Origin of the sequence: Papillibacter cinnamivorans DSM 12816 (genome assembly GCF_900176335.1) — a bacterium.
GTDB lineage: Bacteria > Bacillota > Clostridia > Oscillospirales > Oscillospiraceae > Papillibacter > Papillibacter cinnamivorans.
Genome location: NZ_FWXW01000003.1, coordinates 311,852 through 327,312 on the forward strand (window position 1 = coordinate 311,852; position 15,461 = coordinate 327,312).

A 15,461-nucleotide genomic window follows, 5' to 3' on the forward strand; every position below is an offset into this window, starting at 1 on the left:
GAATATTTCATGCTGGACATCAAGGCAATCAAAAGCGACCCCGACAAAATCAAAGCTCGTCTTTCCCTCAGAAGCGAAAAATACGCCGCCGACATCGACAGGGCTCTGGAGCTGGATCTTCTTCGCAGAGAACTGATTTTCAAAACGGAATCCATGAAGGCAGAGCAAAACGCCGTGAGTAAAAATATCCCCGCCATGAAGCGCGCGGGAGAGGATACCTCTTCCCTCTTCGCCGAGATGAAAAAGCTGGCCGACGAGGTTAAGCTCAACGACGTAAAAACCCGCCAGGCGGAGGAAGAGCTCAATTCCATTCTGCTTTCCGTTCCCAATCTTCCCGACGAGAGCGTCCCCATGGGACGTGACAGCGACGAAAACGTGGAAATGCGCCGCTGGGGCGAGCCCACTTCTTTTTCTTTTCTTCCCAAAGCACATTGGGATCTTGGAGATTCTCTGGGGATCCTCGACCCTGTGACCGCCGCGAAGGTATCCGGAGCTAGGTTCCATTTTTACCGGGGGATGGGCGCCGCGCTGGAGCGCTCTGTTATCAGCTACTATCTGGACGTTCACACCAGCGTCGGCGGATATGAGGAGATCCTTCCTCCCTATATGGTAAACCGTGCTTCCATGACGGGAACCGGCCAGCTTCCCAAATTTGAGGAAGACGCCTACAAGGTGATCGGTAAAACCGAGGCGGACGAATATTTTCTTATTCCCACCGCCGAAGTCCCCGTCACCAACATGTACCGTGACGACATTCTGGACGGAGCCAGGCTTCCCCTTAAATACTGCGCCTATTCCGCCTGCTTTCGCGCCGAGGCCGGAAGCGCCGGCCGGGATACCCGGGGCCTGATCCGCCAGCATCAGTTCAACAAAGTGGAGCTTGTGAAGTTTTCTCACCCCGAGCATTCCTTTGAGGAACTAGAGCGGCTTACGGCGGACGCGGAGCGCGTTCTTCAGGGACTGGGACTTCCCTACCGCGTGGTACTGCTTTGTTCCGGCGACTTGGGCTTTTCCAGCGCCAAAACTTACGACATTGAGGTCTGGATGCCCTCCTACGGCCGTTATGTGGAAATTTCGTCCTGTTCCAATTTCCTTGATTTCCAAGCGCGCCGGGCAAACATCCGTTTCCGTGACGACAAGACCGGCAAACCCTCCTTCGTTCATACGCTCAACGGTTCCGGCGTGGCCGTTGGCCGCACCGTTGCCGCCATTCTGGAAAATTATCAGAACGAGGACGGCACCGTCACCATACCCGAAGCGCTGCGTCCCTATCTTCACGGCAAAACGAAAATCGGTGGCTGATCCTCCGCTATTTTTTAAATCATATTATACTAGTGCCGCTTTGCGGCTGAGAGGAGACTTTTTATGGCCAATTCATCCAAGGGATTTCTCTCCGAGTTCAAGACCTTCGCCCTTCGCGGAAACGTCATCGACCTCGCCGTCGGCGTCATTATCGGCGGCGCATTCGGCACCATTACCTCTTCTCTCGTGGCCGATATCATCATGCCGTTTATCGGTCTTTTCATCGGGGGAATCGATTTCACTTCCCTTACCGTATCCGTTGGGCCCATCTTCCCAGGGAGAGATCCCTCTGTGTTGAATTTGGGGGTTTTTATACAGACCGTTATCAACTTTATCATTCTCGCTTTCGTCGTCTTCCTCATCGTCCGCGGTATCAACCGCCTCCGGGAGGGGGAAAAGCGGAAAGAAGCGTCTGCCGTTCCTCCCGCTCCGCCCGCACCCTCGAAAGAAGAGCTTCTTTTGACGGAAATCCGGGACATTCTGAAAGAGCAGAACAAATAATCCTGCCTTATTGCGGATTTTCGTTTCCCGCTTTTCATTTTCCGGAACATTGCGGCAATCAGGCGTACTGGTGTTTTCCTTTACATAGTCTGCACCGCTTGGTTTCCGCCATTTCTCCGGCTCTTTCGGCAAGCACGCGCTTATTTGTTTCAAACGCTTATCCTTCCGCGGGGCACAGAAAGGATCTTACATGGAACAAACTCTCAGGACCGGGCTTTCCACGCTGGGTCTTTCGGCCGGGCCTCCCGTTCTTCATCTATTTTCGGATTACAGCCGTCTTCTCCTGGAAACGAATCAGGTTATGAACTTAACCGCCATCACCGATCCGGACCAGGTAGCGAAGCTGCACTTTCTGGACTCTCTTTCTTTGTTTTCCGCCTGGCCGCTTCACGACAGCCGTATGCTCGACGTAGGCAGCGGCGCAGGTTTTCCCGGTCTGCCGCTCCGTCTTATGGAGCCTTCCATCTCCCTGACTCTTCTGGATTCCACCGGAAAACGAGTCTCTTTTCTGTCGGAACTTTGCTCTCAGCTGGGGGTTACGGACGTAACCTGCATTCACGGGCGCGCTGAGGAGCTGTCATCATCGCCTGAGTACCGGGAAACCTTCGATATCTGCGTCTCCCGTGCGGTAGCCGAACTGAACGTGCTCTGCGAGCTCTGTCTTCCCTTCGTACGGGTGGGCGGTGTATTTCTTGCCATGAAGGCTGCGGGGAGCGACGATGAAATTTCCGGCGCCGCCAACGCGGTGCGTATACTGGGAGGAGAACTTCTTCCGCATTTCGATTATACGGTTCCCGGCACCGAGATTCTTCACCGGGTCGTGCGCATCCGTAAGTCTTTTCCCGCTCCCAAAGGGTATCCGCGCAGATTTTCCGCGATTAAAAAAGCACCGCTCTGATTTTGCTAATTTTCATTTGATATTTTTCTATATTGCACAAATCCTTGTTGCTTAAGCATACCTGTTATGGTATAATCGATGTAAATCTCATCTGGAGGTTTCTTACAGTCGCTCGGGGGAGGCAGTCTATGGGTACGGTAATCGTTGTGGCATCGGGCAAGGGCGGTACCGGAAAGACTTCGCTTACCGGCGGAATCGCCTCGTGCCTGGCCGCTTCCGGATTTAAGACACTCTGTCTGGACACTGACGTGGGCCTTCGGAATCTGGATCTTTCTCTGGGGCTTTCCGATCGTGTGGTGATGGATTTTACGGACGTGATCTCTGCCAGGAGCACCCTTTCCGAGGCGGCGGTTTCCCATCCTCTCATTTCCGGCCTTTACCTTCTTACCGCACCCATCGTCTACCGTCCCGAGGACTTTACTCCGGATAGAATGTCCGCCTTGATTGCACAGATCAAAGATTCTTTCGACTACTGCCTCATCGACTCGCCCGCCGGAATCGGTTCCGGTTTTAAGGCAGCTTCCCGTTTTGCCGACAGGGCCATCGTCGTCACCACCACCGATTCCTCCAGTTTGCGGGACGCACAGCGAACCGTTATCGAACTGGGTGATTTCGGCCTTTCCTCTATCCACCTGGTGGTAAACCGGATCCGGCCCAAGCTTTTAAAACGAATGCACACCACCATCGACGACGCGATGGATGCTGCCGGCCTGCCGCTTCTGGGCGTTGTTCCCGAGGACGAGGGCGTCATTCTCTCCGCCTGCCGGGGGGAGCCGCTGATTCTGCACAGCAGAAAGGGCGCCGCAATCGCTTACCACAATATCTCCCGGCGTCTCCGAGGAGAACGGGTCCCCCTGATGAAACTCCGGTAACTATTTCATTTCGAATATATATGTAAGGTGGTTCTTTCCATGAACATCGCTTTGATGGCACACGACCGCAAAAAGGAGTTAATGGTGCAGTTTTGTATCGCTTACTGCGGCATTTTGTCCAAACATACCGTCTGCGCCACCAACATTACCGGGCGCCTGGTGGCCGAGGCTACGGGGCTTCCCGTCAAGCTGTTTTTGTCCCATGCCCATGGGGGAAGCCAGCAGATCGGGGCGCGCATCGCTTACAACGAGATCGACATGGTGCTTTTCTTCACCGATCCGCAAAGCGAAGACCTGGACGACGCCCTTCGTTATATCCTCAAGCTGTGCGACCAGAACAACGTGCCCTGCGCCACGAACGTGGCCACCGCAGAGCTGCTGATCCACGGCCTGGAGCGGGGAGATCTGGACTGGCGCGACATTGTAAACCCGAAAACCACACCTTTTACCGCTTAGGCGGCTGATTTCCGTTGACTTTTTTCCACAGATGTTATACTCTATTAGATACCTGTAACGGCGTCCGTCCCGAAGGCTTCCGTTCTTTCGGCCGGCGGCGCCCGTTTATTCACCGTGAAGACGGAGCAGGAGTACCCCCGATTCCACCGGACAGGGAATGCGCGGCCAGACTGAAACCGCGCTGCGGCACGGGCGGGGAGAAGACAGCTCCAGCAGCGGACGAAGAGGGCCTCGGCCCGAAGGCGTACGGCCCGCTCCCCGTACCAGGAGCAAAAAGGGACGATTATCGTCCGAAAATGGGTGGCACCACGAAGCAACTGCTTTCGTCCCATTGGGCGAGCGCGGTTGCCGTTTTTTTACGTCTGCCTCCTCTTCCGTTTTTTCGGCTTTATTACATCTTTTTATTTTCTGTGCATACGGGACATGCTCCCGAATCCCAGCCGGCGCACAGCGGCAGACAGGAGATGGTCATGTCTCTCATTACGGCACCCAGAGGAACCAAGGACGTACTGCCCTCCGAATCTTATAAGTGGCACTACGTAGAGGGAATCCTCCGGAAAACGGCTGCGGACTTCGGATATTCGGAAATCCGTTTTCCCACTTTTGAAAACACCGATCTCTTCATCCGGGGCGTCGGAGACACCACGGACGTCGTGCAGAAGGAAATGTACACCTTTTTAGACAAGGGCGGCCGTTCCATCTCTTTACGTCCTGAGGGGACTGCCTCGGTGGTCCGCAGTTTCCTGGAACACTCTCTGTATTCTGCCGGCCTTCCCGTCAAGGCCTACTACATCGCACCCAATTTTCGCTATGAAAAACCCCAGGCCGGGCGGCTCCGGGAACACCATCAGTTCGGCGTGGAGTGCTTCGGCGCAGCCTGCGCCTCGGCGGATGCCGAGGTGATCGGACTGGCGGACACGTATCTTTCCAGGCTGGGCATCCGGGGCATTTCCCTGGAAATCAACTCCATCGGCTGCCCGTATTGCCGCCCGAAATACCACGAGGCACTGAAGGAATATTTTAAAAGCCGTGAGGACTCCCTCTGCCCCACCTGCCTGGACAGGCTGGAGCGCAATCCTTTACGGATTCTGGACTGCAAAAACGAAAGCTGCAAGATTGTCTCCGCGGGGGCGCCCGTGATGCTGGACTACCTCTGCGACGACTGCCGGGAGCATTTTAATCAGCTTCAGGGATACCTGAAGGCCATGGGGATTTCCTATGCCGTCAACCCCAGGATCGTCCGCGGTCTGGATTACTATACCCGCACGGTTTTCGAATTTGTCTCCACCGAAATCGGCGCCCAGGGAACGGTCTGCGGCGGCGGCCGGTACGACGGATTCGTCTCGGCGCTGGGAGGCCCCCCCACTCCGGGGCTTGGCTTCGGCAGCGGAATCGAACGGCTTCTGCTGGTGATGGAGGCCCAGGGGATCGACATTCCCCGGCCGGCGGGAATCCGCGTCTTTATCGCGGCCATCGGAGACGCCGCGGATCTTCGGGCACAGCAGCTGGTGCACAGCCTGCGGCGTATCGGCATTCCGGCCGAGCGGGACACTGCGGGACGGGGACTCAAGGCGCAGATGAAATTTTCCGACCGGATCGGCGCTTTATACACCATCGTTCTCGGGGACGACGAGCTTTCCTCCGGTTCCGTCCGCGTGAAGAACATGGCCACCGGGGAGGAATCCCCCTGCCGCCTGGATACGGAGGCCATCGCCGATTTTTTCCGGTATTCCTCCGACTGTTCCTCCACAATTTTTTAATGTACAGGAGATGTCCCACATGGATACACTTGCAGGTTTTCACCGCACTCATTACTGTGGGGAGCTTCGTTCCTCCGACATCGGAAAACCGGCCTCCGTCTGCGGCTGGGTTCAGCGCGTCCGGAATCTGGGCGGACTGATTTTCATCGATCTCCGGGACCGTACCGGGATCGTACAGTGTACCTTTGATTCCGCCGAAAACCGGTCGCTGTCGGACAAGGCGTTCACCGTCCGGAGCGAATTCGTCCTTGCGGTCTCCGGCACCGTCCGCTCCCGGGGCGCAGGCGCCGTCAATTCAAAGCTCCCCACGGGAGAGATCGAACTCCTCTCCGGAGAGCTCCGGATCCTCAGCCGTTCGGAGACGCCTCCCTTTGAAATCACCGAGGACAGCGACGTGAACGATACCCTGCGGCTGCAGTACCGCTACCTGGATCTGCGCCGGGCAGATATGCAGCGCACCATCGCCGCGCGCCACCGGATCACCCGCTGCGCCCGCCGCTATTACGATGAAAACGGGTTTCTGGAAATCGAAACGCCTATGCTCACCAAATCCACGCCCGAGGGCGCCAGGGACTATCTGGTCCCTTCCCGGATCCACCCGGGAAAGTTCTACGCCCTTCCCCAGTCCCCCCAGCAGTATAAGCAGCTTCTCATGCTGGCCGGCTTCGACCGGTACATGCAGATCACGCGGTGCTTCCGGGACGAGGATCTCCGGGCCGACCGGCAGCCCGAATTCACCCAGATCGACCTGGAGATGTCCTTTGTGGACATCGACGACGTCCTCGCGGTAAACGAAGGCTTTCTGCAGACCCTTTTCAAAGAGGAGCTTGACATTGACATTCCCCTGCCGTTTCTCCGGATGCCCTGGAAGGAAGCCATGGAGCGGTTCGGCTCCGACAAGCCGGATCTGCGGTTTGGCTTTGAACTGAAAGACATGACGGACATCGCCGCAGCCTGTGATTTCAAGGTTTTCCGCTCCCCCGCGGAAGAGGGCGGAAGCGTCCGCCTCATCAATGTAAAGGGCGGCGGGGACCGCTTCAGCCGAAAGGAAATCGACGGCCTTGCGGAGTTTGTGAAAACCTACCGCGCAAAAGGTCTCGCCTGGATAAGGCTTACCGGGGGCGCCGCCACCTCGTCTTTTTCCAAATTCATGAAAGAAGCGGAAACGCAGGCCATTCTTGCCCGGGCGGAGGCCTCCGACGGGGATCTGGTGCTCATTGTGGCGGACGCGAAAAACGAGATCGTTTTCGCCGCGCTGGGAGCGCTCCGGTGCGAGTGCGCCAGGCGGATGGGGCTTCTCCGGCCGGAGGATTACCGCTTCCTTTGGGTCACGGAGTTCCCGCTGCTGGAGTTCTCGGAAGAGGAAGGGCGGTTTGTCGCGGTTCACCATCCCTTCACGGCTCCCATGGAGGAGGATCTTCCGCTGCTGGACACGGATCCCGGTCTCTGCCGGGCGAAGGCCTACGACATCGTGCTCAACGGCATCGAGCTGGGCGGAGGCTCCATCCGGATCCACTCCACCGAGCTGCAGGACAAGATGTTCCAGCTGCTCGGGTTCTCGGAAGAGGACGCCATGGTCCGTTTCGGCCATCTGCTCCGGGCTTTCCGTTACGGCGCGCCGCCTCACGGAGGTATGGCTTACGGCCTGGACCGGCTGGTCATGCTGATGACGGGCAAGGATTCCATCCGGGACGTCATCGCTTTCCCGAAAGTCCAGAACGCGTCCGAGCCCATGACCGGTTGCCCGGACGTCGTGGACGGAAAGCAGCTGGACGAGCTCCACATTCAGATTTCGTCTTCCGATTCCCGCGAAGAATAAGAATAAAGCGAAAAAACCGCGCCCGATGTGCACTGGGCGCGGTTTTTTGCATATTTCCCTTCGTTTTACACAATCTTTACAATAGGCGGCTTGTGACTTTACAAACGCATTTTACAATAAAATCACAATGGATGAACAGAAAGGATGAAAAGCACTTGAAAAAGTTTGCTACCATTGCCGTCGCGTTCGGACTGCTCTCCGCCATTCTGGCAGGGTGCTCCGGCGGATCCGGCAGCGCAACGGCTACGCCTACCGCCACCGAGTCTTCCCAGTCTCTGGGAGAGATTACCGTTATATCTCGTGAAGAGGGTTCCGGAACCCGCGGCGCATTTATCGAACTGTTCGGCGTGGAAGAAAAAGACGCCAACGGGAACAAGGTCGACCATACCACGGAAGAGGCCCTGATCGCCAACAAAACAGACGTGGTCATCACCCAGGTGGCCGCAAGTAAATCCGCCATCGGCTACATCTCTTTGGGTTCCCTGAACGACACCGTCAAGGCCCTCAAAGTCGACGGAGTGGACGCCACCGCTGAAAACGTCTCCAACGGGACTTATAGCATCGCAAGGCCCTTCAATATCGCCACCAAAGGCACTCCCAGTGAAGTCGCCCAGGATTTCATCGATTTCATCCTCAGCGCGGACGGCCAGCGGATTGTCTCCGACAACAACTATATCCCGGTTGACGCCAACGCCGCCACCTATGCCGGCACGAAACCCAACGGAAAGATCGTAGTCGCCGGCTCTTCCTCCGTAAGTCCCCTGATGGAAAAGCTCCAGGAAGCATATCTGGCGCTCAACCCCAACGCGACCATTGAAATCCAGACCAGCGACTCCACCACCGGCATGCAGTCCACCATGAGCGGCATCTGCGACATCGGCATGGCCTCCCGCGAACTGAAGGACAGCGAACTGGCCGAACTTACTCCCATCGTAATTGCGAAAGACGGCATTGCAATGATCGTCAACAAGGAAAATTCTCTTGACAACATCTCCAGCGAAACCGTAAAAGAAATTTATACGGGCGTTATTACCGACTGGGCGGACGTAGCCTGACAACCCAGCAAAGAAATGCAAGCCGCGGAACGGACCGGGGCTTGCATTTCTTGACGAAACCGGGGTGTATGTATGAAAACCAAAACTGTGGAACGGTTTATGGAGGCGGTCTTTTTCATCACCGCCTGCGCCTCCATTTTAGCGGTTTTGCTGATTTGCTTCTTTATCTTTGTCAACGGCCTGCCGGCCATTGCCAAGATCGGCGTATTCAATTTTCTCGGCGGAACCAAGTGGGCTCCCCTGAACACCGTTCCCTCCTTCGGTATCCTCCCCATGATCGTGGGAAGCCTTTTCGTTACCGCCGGAGCCATCGTCATCGGGGTCCCCATCGGCCTTCTGACCGCGATCTTCATGGCTCAGTTCTGCCCAAAAAAGATGTATCATCCCCTGAAAACCATCATCGATCTTCTCGCAGGGATTCCCTCCATCGTCTACGGATTTTTCGGCATCGCGGTTCTGGTCCCCTTTGTCCGGGACACCTTCGGGGGTAACGGAAACAGCATCCTAACCGCCTCTCTGCTTCTGGGAATCATGATTTTGCCCACCATCATCGGCATCAGCGAGGCCGCGCTCCGGGCGGTTCCCTCCTCTTATTACGAAGGGGCGCTGGCCCTGGGCGCCACTCACGAGCGCGCGGTCTTTTTTACGGTTTTCCCCGCGGCCGGCTCCGGCGTTCTTGCGTCGGTCGTTCTGGGAATCGGACGGGCCGTGGGCGAAACCATGGCCGTCATCATGGTGGCGGGAAACCAGGCCAGAATGCCCGTAGGAATTTTAAAGGGAGTCCGGACGCTGACGGCCAACATCATATTGGAGATGGGGTACGCGGCGGATCTTCACCGGGAGGCGCTGATCGCCTGCGGCGCCGTCCTGTTTGTCTTTGTTTTGTTACTTAATTTCTGCTTTTCCGCCATCACAGAATACAGGAGGAGAAGAGAATGAAACATGAAACCATCAACCGCATCTCCTTCCGGCAGCGGCTGTCCTCCTATCGGAACAATCCCCTCTCCTTTCTTCTTCTGCTGCTGGTATGGTGCGCCATGGCGGCCACCGTCTTTATTCTGCTGTTTATTGTTTTTTATATCCTGGTCAACGGGGTTCCCCATCTGACCCCCGGGCTTTTCTCTCCCGTATATACCACGGACAATGTCTCCGCCCTGCCCGCCATCATCACAACCTTGCTTATGGTGGGCCTGTCGCTGGCCATCGCCGTTCCCTTCGGCATCGGGTGCGCAATTTTCCTGGTGGAATACGCTAAAAAAACCAACCGCTTTATCCGCTATGTCCGTCTTACCACAGAAACTCTTGCCGGCATCCCCTCCATCATTTACGGGCTGTTCGGCATGCTCTTTTTCGTCATCGCCCTAAAATGGAATCTTTCCCTCCTGGCCGGCGGCTTCACCCTTGCCATCATGGTCCTTCCCACCATCATGCGCTCCACGGAGGAAGCTCTGAAGGCTACGCCCGACGCGTATCGGGAAGGCAGCTTCGGCCTGGGCGCCGGAAGGCTCCGCACCGTTTTCCGCATCGTCCTTCCCTCCGCCATGCCGGGAATTTCCGCCGGCATCATCCTCTCCGTGGGCCGGATCGTGGGCGAAACCGCCGCACTCATCTACACCGCGGGCACCGTCGCCAAGGTCCCGGAGAATATTTTCGCCTCCGGCCGGACCCTTTCCATCCACATGTATCTTCTTGCCGGCGAAGGTATTTATACCGACCAAGCGTATGCCACTGCCGTAATTCTGCTGGGCTTTGTCCTCGTTATCAACTTCATCTCCAGCTTTATCACCCGAAAAATCACAAAGGGACAGGATTAGCTTATGTATAAATTTCAAATTGAAAACCTGAACCTGTTTTACGGCAGCTTTCAGGCTCTGTTCGACGTCGATCTCAACATAGAAGACCGCTGCATCACCGCGTTCATCGGTCCGTCCGGATGCGGAAAATCCACGCTGCTGAAAACCCTCAACCGCATGAACGATCTGGTGGAAGGCTGCAGAATCACCGGCAAGGTCTTGCTGGACGGCGAGGACATATATTATAATACAGATGTAAACCTGCTGCGGAAAAAGGTGGGAATGGTGTTCCAGAAGCCCAATCCATTTCCCATGAGCGTTTACGACAATGTGGCATACGGGCCCAGAACCCACGGGATCCGTTCCAAGGCGCAGCTGGACGAGATCGTGGAGGACAGCCTCCGTCGCGCGGCCATCTGGGATGAGCTGAAGGACCGCCTCCGCCGCAACGCACTGGGGCTGTCCGGCGGGCAGCAGCAGCGGCTGTGCATCGCCCGGGCCCTGGCGGTAAATCCCGACGTACTTCTGATGGACGAACCTACCTCTGCCCTGGACCCCATATCCACCACGAAAATAGAGGATCTGGTGCAGGAGCTCAAGCAGGACTACACCATCATCATCGTAACCCACAACATGCAGCAGGCAACGCGCATTTCCGACAACACCGCCTTTTTTCTTCTTGGAAAAGTGATCGAATACGGGCCAACGGAAAATCTTTTTTCCATGCCCCGCGACAAGCGAACCGAGGACTACATCACCGGCCGTTTCGGCTGATCCGGTTCCAGATCCATATCCGGACGCGGTACGGCGCGGTACGGCGTACCATTCGGGATACTATGGCAGCCGGACTATACGTATACTTGAAACAATTCCAATTTGGAAAAGGGTGATTTTGTGAGAAACAAATTTGATGTGGAACTGGAAGCCCTCAACACGGATCTCATTGAAATGGGCAGCATGATCGAAACCGCCATCGCAAGCTCCATCACGGCTCTGATCCAGAGAGATCTGCACAGTGCGGAGCGTGCCATCGAATATGACAACGAAATCGACGAAATGGAGCGCAGGATCGAGCGAAGATGCCTCAAGCTCCTCTTGCAGCAGCAGCCCGTCGCTACCGACCTGCGCACCATATCCACCGCGCTGAAAATCATCACCGATATGGAGCGCATAGGGGACCAGGCCGCCGACATCTCCGAAATCGTCACCCGACTCGCAGGGGAGAAAGATCTTCTGGAAATCAAAAACCTCAAGAAAATGGCGGAAGCTACCATTAAAATGGTGAACCAGAGCATCGACGCGTTTGTGGCAAAAGACCCGGTTCTGTCAAACGAGGTCATCGCCTACGACGACGTGGTGGACGATCTGTTCAATCAGTCCAAGACGGAACTGATTCACGCCATTCAGACCGATTCCCGCTACGGGGAACAGTTCGTGGACCTTCTGATGATCGCAAAGTACTTTGAGCGTATCGGAGATCACGCCGTCAACATCGCAGAATGGGTGGTCTTTTCCATTACGGGGCAGCACAAAAATCAGAAAATTCTCTGATGCCGGTTTCCGCCGGAGGCATCACGGTCCGAAACCGGAATCCGCCAAACATTCCGCTGCCCCGCAGTCCAAGAGAGGGAGGGTCGTCCGTGGCTTTGATTTATTGTGTGGAAGACGACGACAGTATCCGACAGCTGATCCTATATTCACTGAAAAGCGGCGGCTTTCAGGCCAAAGGCTTCGACAGCGCAGACGCCTTGTTCGAGTCCCTGCGGGAACAGATCCCCGCGCTTATTTTGCTGGACATCATGCTTCCCGGGGAAAGCGGTCTTCAGATCCTAAAAAAGCTGAAGGTGTATCCCGCATACGAGTATATTCCTGTGATCATGCTCACGGCAAAGACCTCGGAATTCGACAAGGTGCAGGGCCTGGACCTGGGAAGCGACGACTACATTACGAAGCCCTTCGGCGTCATGGAGCTGCTCTCCCGGATCCACGCCGTGCTGCGGCGCACCGGCGGCGGCGGAGAGGAGAGCAGGATCCTCTCCTGCTGCGGAATCCTCATCGATCCCGAGCGGCGTCTTGTCACCGTGAACGGCTCGCCCTGCGAGCTGACCTATAAGGAATTCGAGCTGCTGAGCTATCTCGTCAAAAACAAAGGGCTTGTCCTCAGCCGGGATAAAATCATGAACGCGGTGTGGGGGTTTGACTTCGCGGGGGAAAGCCGTACGGTGGACATGCACATCAAGTCTCTGCGGCAGAAGATTTCCGAGGCGGGCGGACCGGACGTTATCAAAACGGTCCGCAGCGTGGGCTATAAAATTGAGGAACCGCCGGTATGAGAAAACGACTGTTTGCCATACTCATGCTCTGCTGCACCATCGTCGCTCTGGTGACCGCCTTTTCCGCTGCTCTTTTGTATTATTCTTTTTACAGCAGCGCGGCCAAGGCGGAAATCCGGACCAACACGGCGCTGATGGCCGCGGCCATAAACGGGCAGTCTGACATCCTGACGCAGACCGGCAACTATGCGCGGCTGCTTCCGGCCAATTTCCGGGTCAGTCTTGTGGAATCCGACGGAAAGGTGCTATACGACACGGACGCCAGTATTGAAACCCTGGAAAACCACGCGCACCGGGCGGAAATCGTCTCTGCAATGGATGTCGGATCCGGGGAGGCCGTCCGGTTCTCCGATTCCATCCGAAAGGAAGCGTATTATTACGCCGTCCGGCTTTCCGACGGATCCGTCCTTCGTCTGTCTGTCCCGCTCAACAGCCTGGCTTCCGTCTTTCTTCATACAATTCCCTATCTGCTGCTGCTTGTCCTGATTTTACTGTTCGTATCTTTGGGCGTCTCCAGATGGCTCACGCGCCGCGTCGTGGAACCCATCAACAGCACCGCGATGCGTCTGGAGGAACTTCTGAAGGGCGACGCCATCCCGGCGGAAGCGGAATACGAAGAGCTCAGCCCCTTTGTCCGTAAAATCAAGGCGCTTCACCAGGAGATCAAGGAATACGTCCAGACATTGCAGGCGAACCAGGAAACCATCAATACCCTGATCCAGAACATGCAGGAGGGCCTCATTCTCCTGGACGGCAGCAATCGAATTCTCAATATCAGCAAAAGCGCCGTCTCACTGCTGGCCGCCAATCCCCGGGTCCAATACACGGGGAAAAACCTTCTGGAACTGCTCCGAAGCCAGCCTCTTCTGGATTCCATCCGGGAAACGGACGAAACCCATCGGGGCACTTCCTTCATGGAAAAGAGGGACGGGCGCTATTACCGGTACTTTATCAGTCCCGCGAAGTCTTCCGGCGTTTTTATTTTCATCACAGACGCCACCAGCGAGGTCAAGGCGGAAACCATCCGGCGGGAATTTGCCTCCAACGTGTCCCACGAGCTGAAGACACCTCTCACCGCCATTACAGGCTTTACCGAGCTGATGGAAAACGGGATGGTTTCGGGGAACGATCTTAAAAGCGCGGCTACCATTATCCACCGGGAGGCTTCCCGGCTCATTACCCTCATCGACGACATCCTCCGCCTTTCCCAGATTGAAAACGCCACGGGAACCAAAGAGTTTACGCCCGTTCCCCTGAAGGCCGTCACGGAAGAGGCGGCGGAGTCCCTCCGTCCGGCCGCGGAGTCCCGGCAGATCACCTTGTCGACCTTTTTTGAAGAGGATTCCATCACCGTCCCGGGAAACCGGACCATGCTCTACGAGCTGATTTACAATCTCCTGGACAATGCCATCAAATACAACGTGGATAAGGGCAGCGTTTCCATATCCGTCCGGCGCGAGGAGGACTCTATCGCCATCCGGGTGGCCGACACCGGCATTGGTATCCCTCACGATCATCTGGACCGTATTTTCGAGCGGTTTTACCGGGTGGACAAGAGCCGTTCCAAGGCAACGGGGGGAACCGGTCTGGGGCTGTCCATCGTGAAGCACGCGGTGGAATACCACGGAGGGCGCCTGTCCGTCAACAGCACCGAGGGCATAGGGACCGAGATCACCGTTCTGCTTCCCTCGGATTTGCCGGGCGCTTCCGAACCCATATGATTTACGAAACCCGTTAAACACATAAAAGAGGAAGGATTCCTTCGAATCCTTCCTCTTAACTTGTCGAAAAAGGCGGAACGCCTTTTTTGACAAAACGGTTTGCAGTCTGCCGCGCGCCTCGTCGTTCGCCGCTTGCAGCCTGAGAAGTATTTTCGGGCACGTACACGCCGCGCCCGAAAATGATCCGATTTTATTTCGCCGCTCCGGCGGCGAAACTCTGCGAGGCTTTTTTGACAGAGTGAAAGGAAGGATCCCTTCGAATCCTTCCTTTTTTGCATTTCTCAGAGGCCTCCGTGTACGTTTTTTTCCTGTACCTTGTTCCTTGTGTAGGTCACAATGATCCGGCGGTTGGGTTCCGTCCCGCTGGAATGGGTTGAAACATCCCGCCAGTCCTGGAGCGCGGTGTGTATTACGTGGCGCTCGTAAGCGTTCATGGGCTCAAGCATGATGTTCTTGCGGTGCTTCACCACTTCTCCGGCAATTTTGGCGGCCAGTCTCTGAAGGGATTCTTCCCTCTTGCGCCTGTAATTTTCCGCATCGATATGAATCCGGACTCTTTTGTCCGAGCCGCGGTTCACCGCGTAGTTGGTCAGCTGCTGAATCGCATCCAGCGTTTCTCCCCTGCGGCCGATGAGCGAACCCATGTTTTTCCCCAGCAGTTCCACCTTGAAATCCCCCTCGGGGGTTTCCGTCACCTTTGCCAGGGCGACGGTTTCCATCCTCTCCAGCAGTCCATCCACAAAGGACTGGATCTTTTCCTTTTTTGACTCCTCAAAATAATAGGACACCCGAACTTTTGCCTGAACGCTACCGATTCCCAGGAAACCCGATTTTGCCCGTTCCAGAACCTCAACCGAGACGTCATCCCGTTCCAAACCGATCTGCTGCAATGCGGAGGCTATGGCCTCCTCTTCCGTTTTTGCGGACACTTCTATCGACTTCATCATAATA

15 protein-coding genes are annotated in these 15,461 nt (G+C 56.0%); 14 read left to right on the top strand and 1 reads right to left on the bottom strand.

All coding sequences use genetic code 11. The annotated features are described in order from the left end of the window. The first annotated feature begins 9 nt into the window (after positions 1–9). From serS to B9A13_RS06410, 14 genes are all read left to right on the top strand, one after another. Positions 10–1,302, top strand: coding sequence for a serine--tRNA ligase (gene serS, locus B9A13_RS06340; RefSeq protein ID WP_084234266.1), 1,293 nt, complete (start codon positions 10–12; stop codon positions 1,300–1,302). Positions 1,303–1,365: 63 nt separating this feature from the next. Next, positions 1,366–1,803 carry a large-conductance mechanosensitive channel protein MscL gene (gene mscL / locus B9A13_RS06345; protein ID WP_084234267.1) on the top strand — a complete coding sequence of 146 codons (438 nt, stop codon included), beginning with the start codon at positions 1,366–1,368 and terminating at the stop codon, positions 1,801–1,803. Between the two features lie 190 nt (positions 1,804–1,993). Then, positions 1,994–2,701, top strand: a complete 708-nt coding sequence (gene rsmG, locus B9A13_RS06350) for a 16S rRNA (guanine(527)-N(7))-methyltransferase RsmG (RefSeq protein ID WP_084234268.1) — start codon at positions 1,994–1,996, stop codon at positions 2,699–2,701. Positions 2,702–2,829: 128 nt separating this feature from the next. Then, positions 2,830–3,573: a septum site-determining protein MinD gene (gene minD / locus B9A13_RS06355; RefSeq protein ID WP_084234270.1), complete on the top strand. Its 744-nt coding sequence runs from the start codon at positions 2,830–2,832 to the stop codon at positions 3,571–3,573. 39 nt (positions 3,574–3,612) lie between these two features. Continuing rightward, positions 3,613–4,029, top strand: a complete 417-nt coding sequence (locus B9A13_RS06360) for a methylglyoxal synthase (RefSeq protein WP_084234272.1) — start codon at positions 3,613–3,615, stop codon at positions 4,027–4,029. A 470-nt stretch (positions 4,030–4,499) separates the two neighbouring features. Beyond that, positions 4,500–5,789 carry a histidine--tRNA ligase gene (gene hisS / locus B9A13_RS06370; RefSeq protein ID WP_084234275.1) on the top strand — a complete coding sequence of 430 codons (1,290 nt, stop codon included), beginning with the start codon at positions 4,500–4,502 and terminating at the stop codon, positions 5,787–5,789. Between the two features lie 19 nt (positions 5,790–5,808). Beyond that, entirely contained in the window at positions 5,809–7,608 is a 1,800-nt protein-coding gene (gene aspS / locus B9A13_RS06375; protein ID WP_084234276.1) for an aspartate--tRNA ligase, read from the top strand. Positions 7,609–7,763: 155 nt separating this feature from the next. Further along, on the top strand, positions 7,764–8,663 hold the full coding sequence (locus tag B9A13_RS06380) for a substrate-binding domain-containing protein (RefSeq protein ID WP_341456019.1): 900 nt from the start codon (positions 7,764–7,766) through the stop codon (positions 8,661–8,663). A gap of 72 nt (positions 8,664–8,735) precedes the next feature. Continuing rightward, complete coding sequence (gene pstC, locus B9A13_RS06385; RefSeq protein ID WP_084234280.1) at positions 8,736–9,602, top strand: phosphate ABC transporter permease subunit PstC; 867 nt, start codon at positions 8,736–8,738, stop codon at positions 9,600–9,602. Then, positions 9,599–10,477, top strand: coding sequence for a phosphate ABC transporter permease PstA (pstA, locus tag B9A13_RS06390; RefSeq protein WP_084234282.1), 879 nt, complete (start codon positions 9,599–9,601; stop codon positions 10,475–10,477). Before pstC ends, pstA begins: the two co-directional genes overlap by 4 nt. Positions 10,478–10,480: 3 nt before the next feature. After that, positions 10,481–11,230 (top strand): phosphate ABC transporter ATP-binding protein PstB, encoded by a 750-nt coding sequence (pstB, locus tag B9A13_RS06395; protein WP_084234283.1) that lies wholly within the window; start codon positions 10,481–10,483, stop codon positions 11,228–11,230. A gap of 120 nt (positions 11,231–11,350) precedes the next feature. After that, on the top strand, positions 11,351–12,007 hold the full coding sequence (phoU, locus tag B9A13_RS06400; RefSeq protein WP_084234396.1) for a phosphate signaling complex protein PhoU: 657 nt from the start codon (positions 11,351–11,353) through the stop codon (positions 12,005–12,007). Positions 12,008–12,096: 89 nt separating this feature from the next. Next, a complete protein-coding gene (locus tag B9A13_RS06405; RefSeq protein ID WP_084234397.1) occupies positions 12,097–12,789 on the top strand; it encodes a response regulator transcription factor in 693 nt (230 codons plus the stop codon). Further along, positions 12,786–14,510, top strand: a complete 1,725-nt coding sequence (locus B9A13_RS06410) for a sensor histidine kinase (RefSeq protein ID WP_084234284.1) — start codon at positions 12,786–12,788, stop codon at positions 14,508–14,510. Before B9A13_RS06405 ends, B9A13_RS06410 begins: the two co-directional genes overlap by 4 nt. A 281-nt stretch (positions 14,511–14,791) precedes the next feature. Here the strand turns inward: B9A13_RS06410 and jag are convergent, their stop codons facing one another. Then, on the bottom strand, positions 14,792–15,457 hold the full coding sequence (gene jag, locus B9A13_RS06415; protein ID WP_084234285.1) for an RNA-binding cell elongation regulator Jag/EloR: 666 nt from the start codon (positions 15,455–15,457) through the stop codon (positions 14,792–14,794). Between the last annotated feature and the right edge of the window lie 4 nt (positions 15,458–15,461).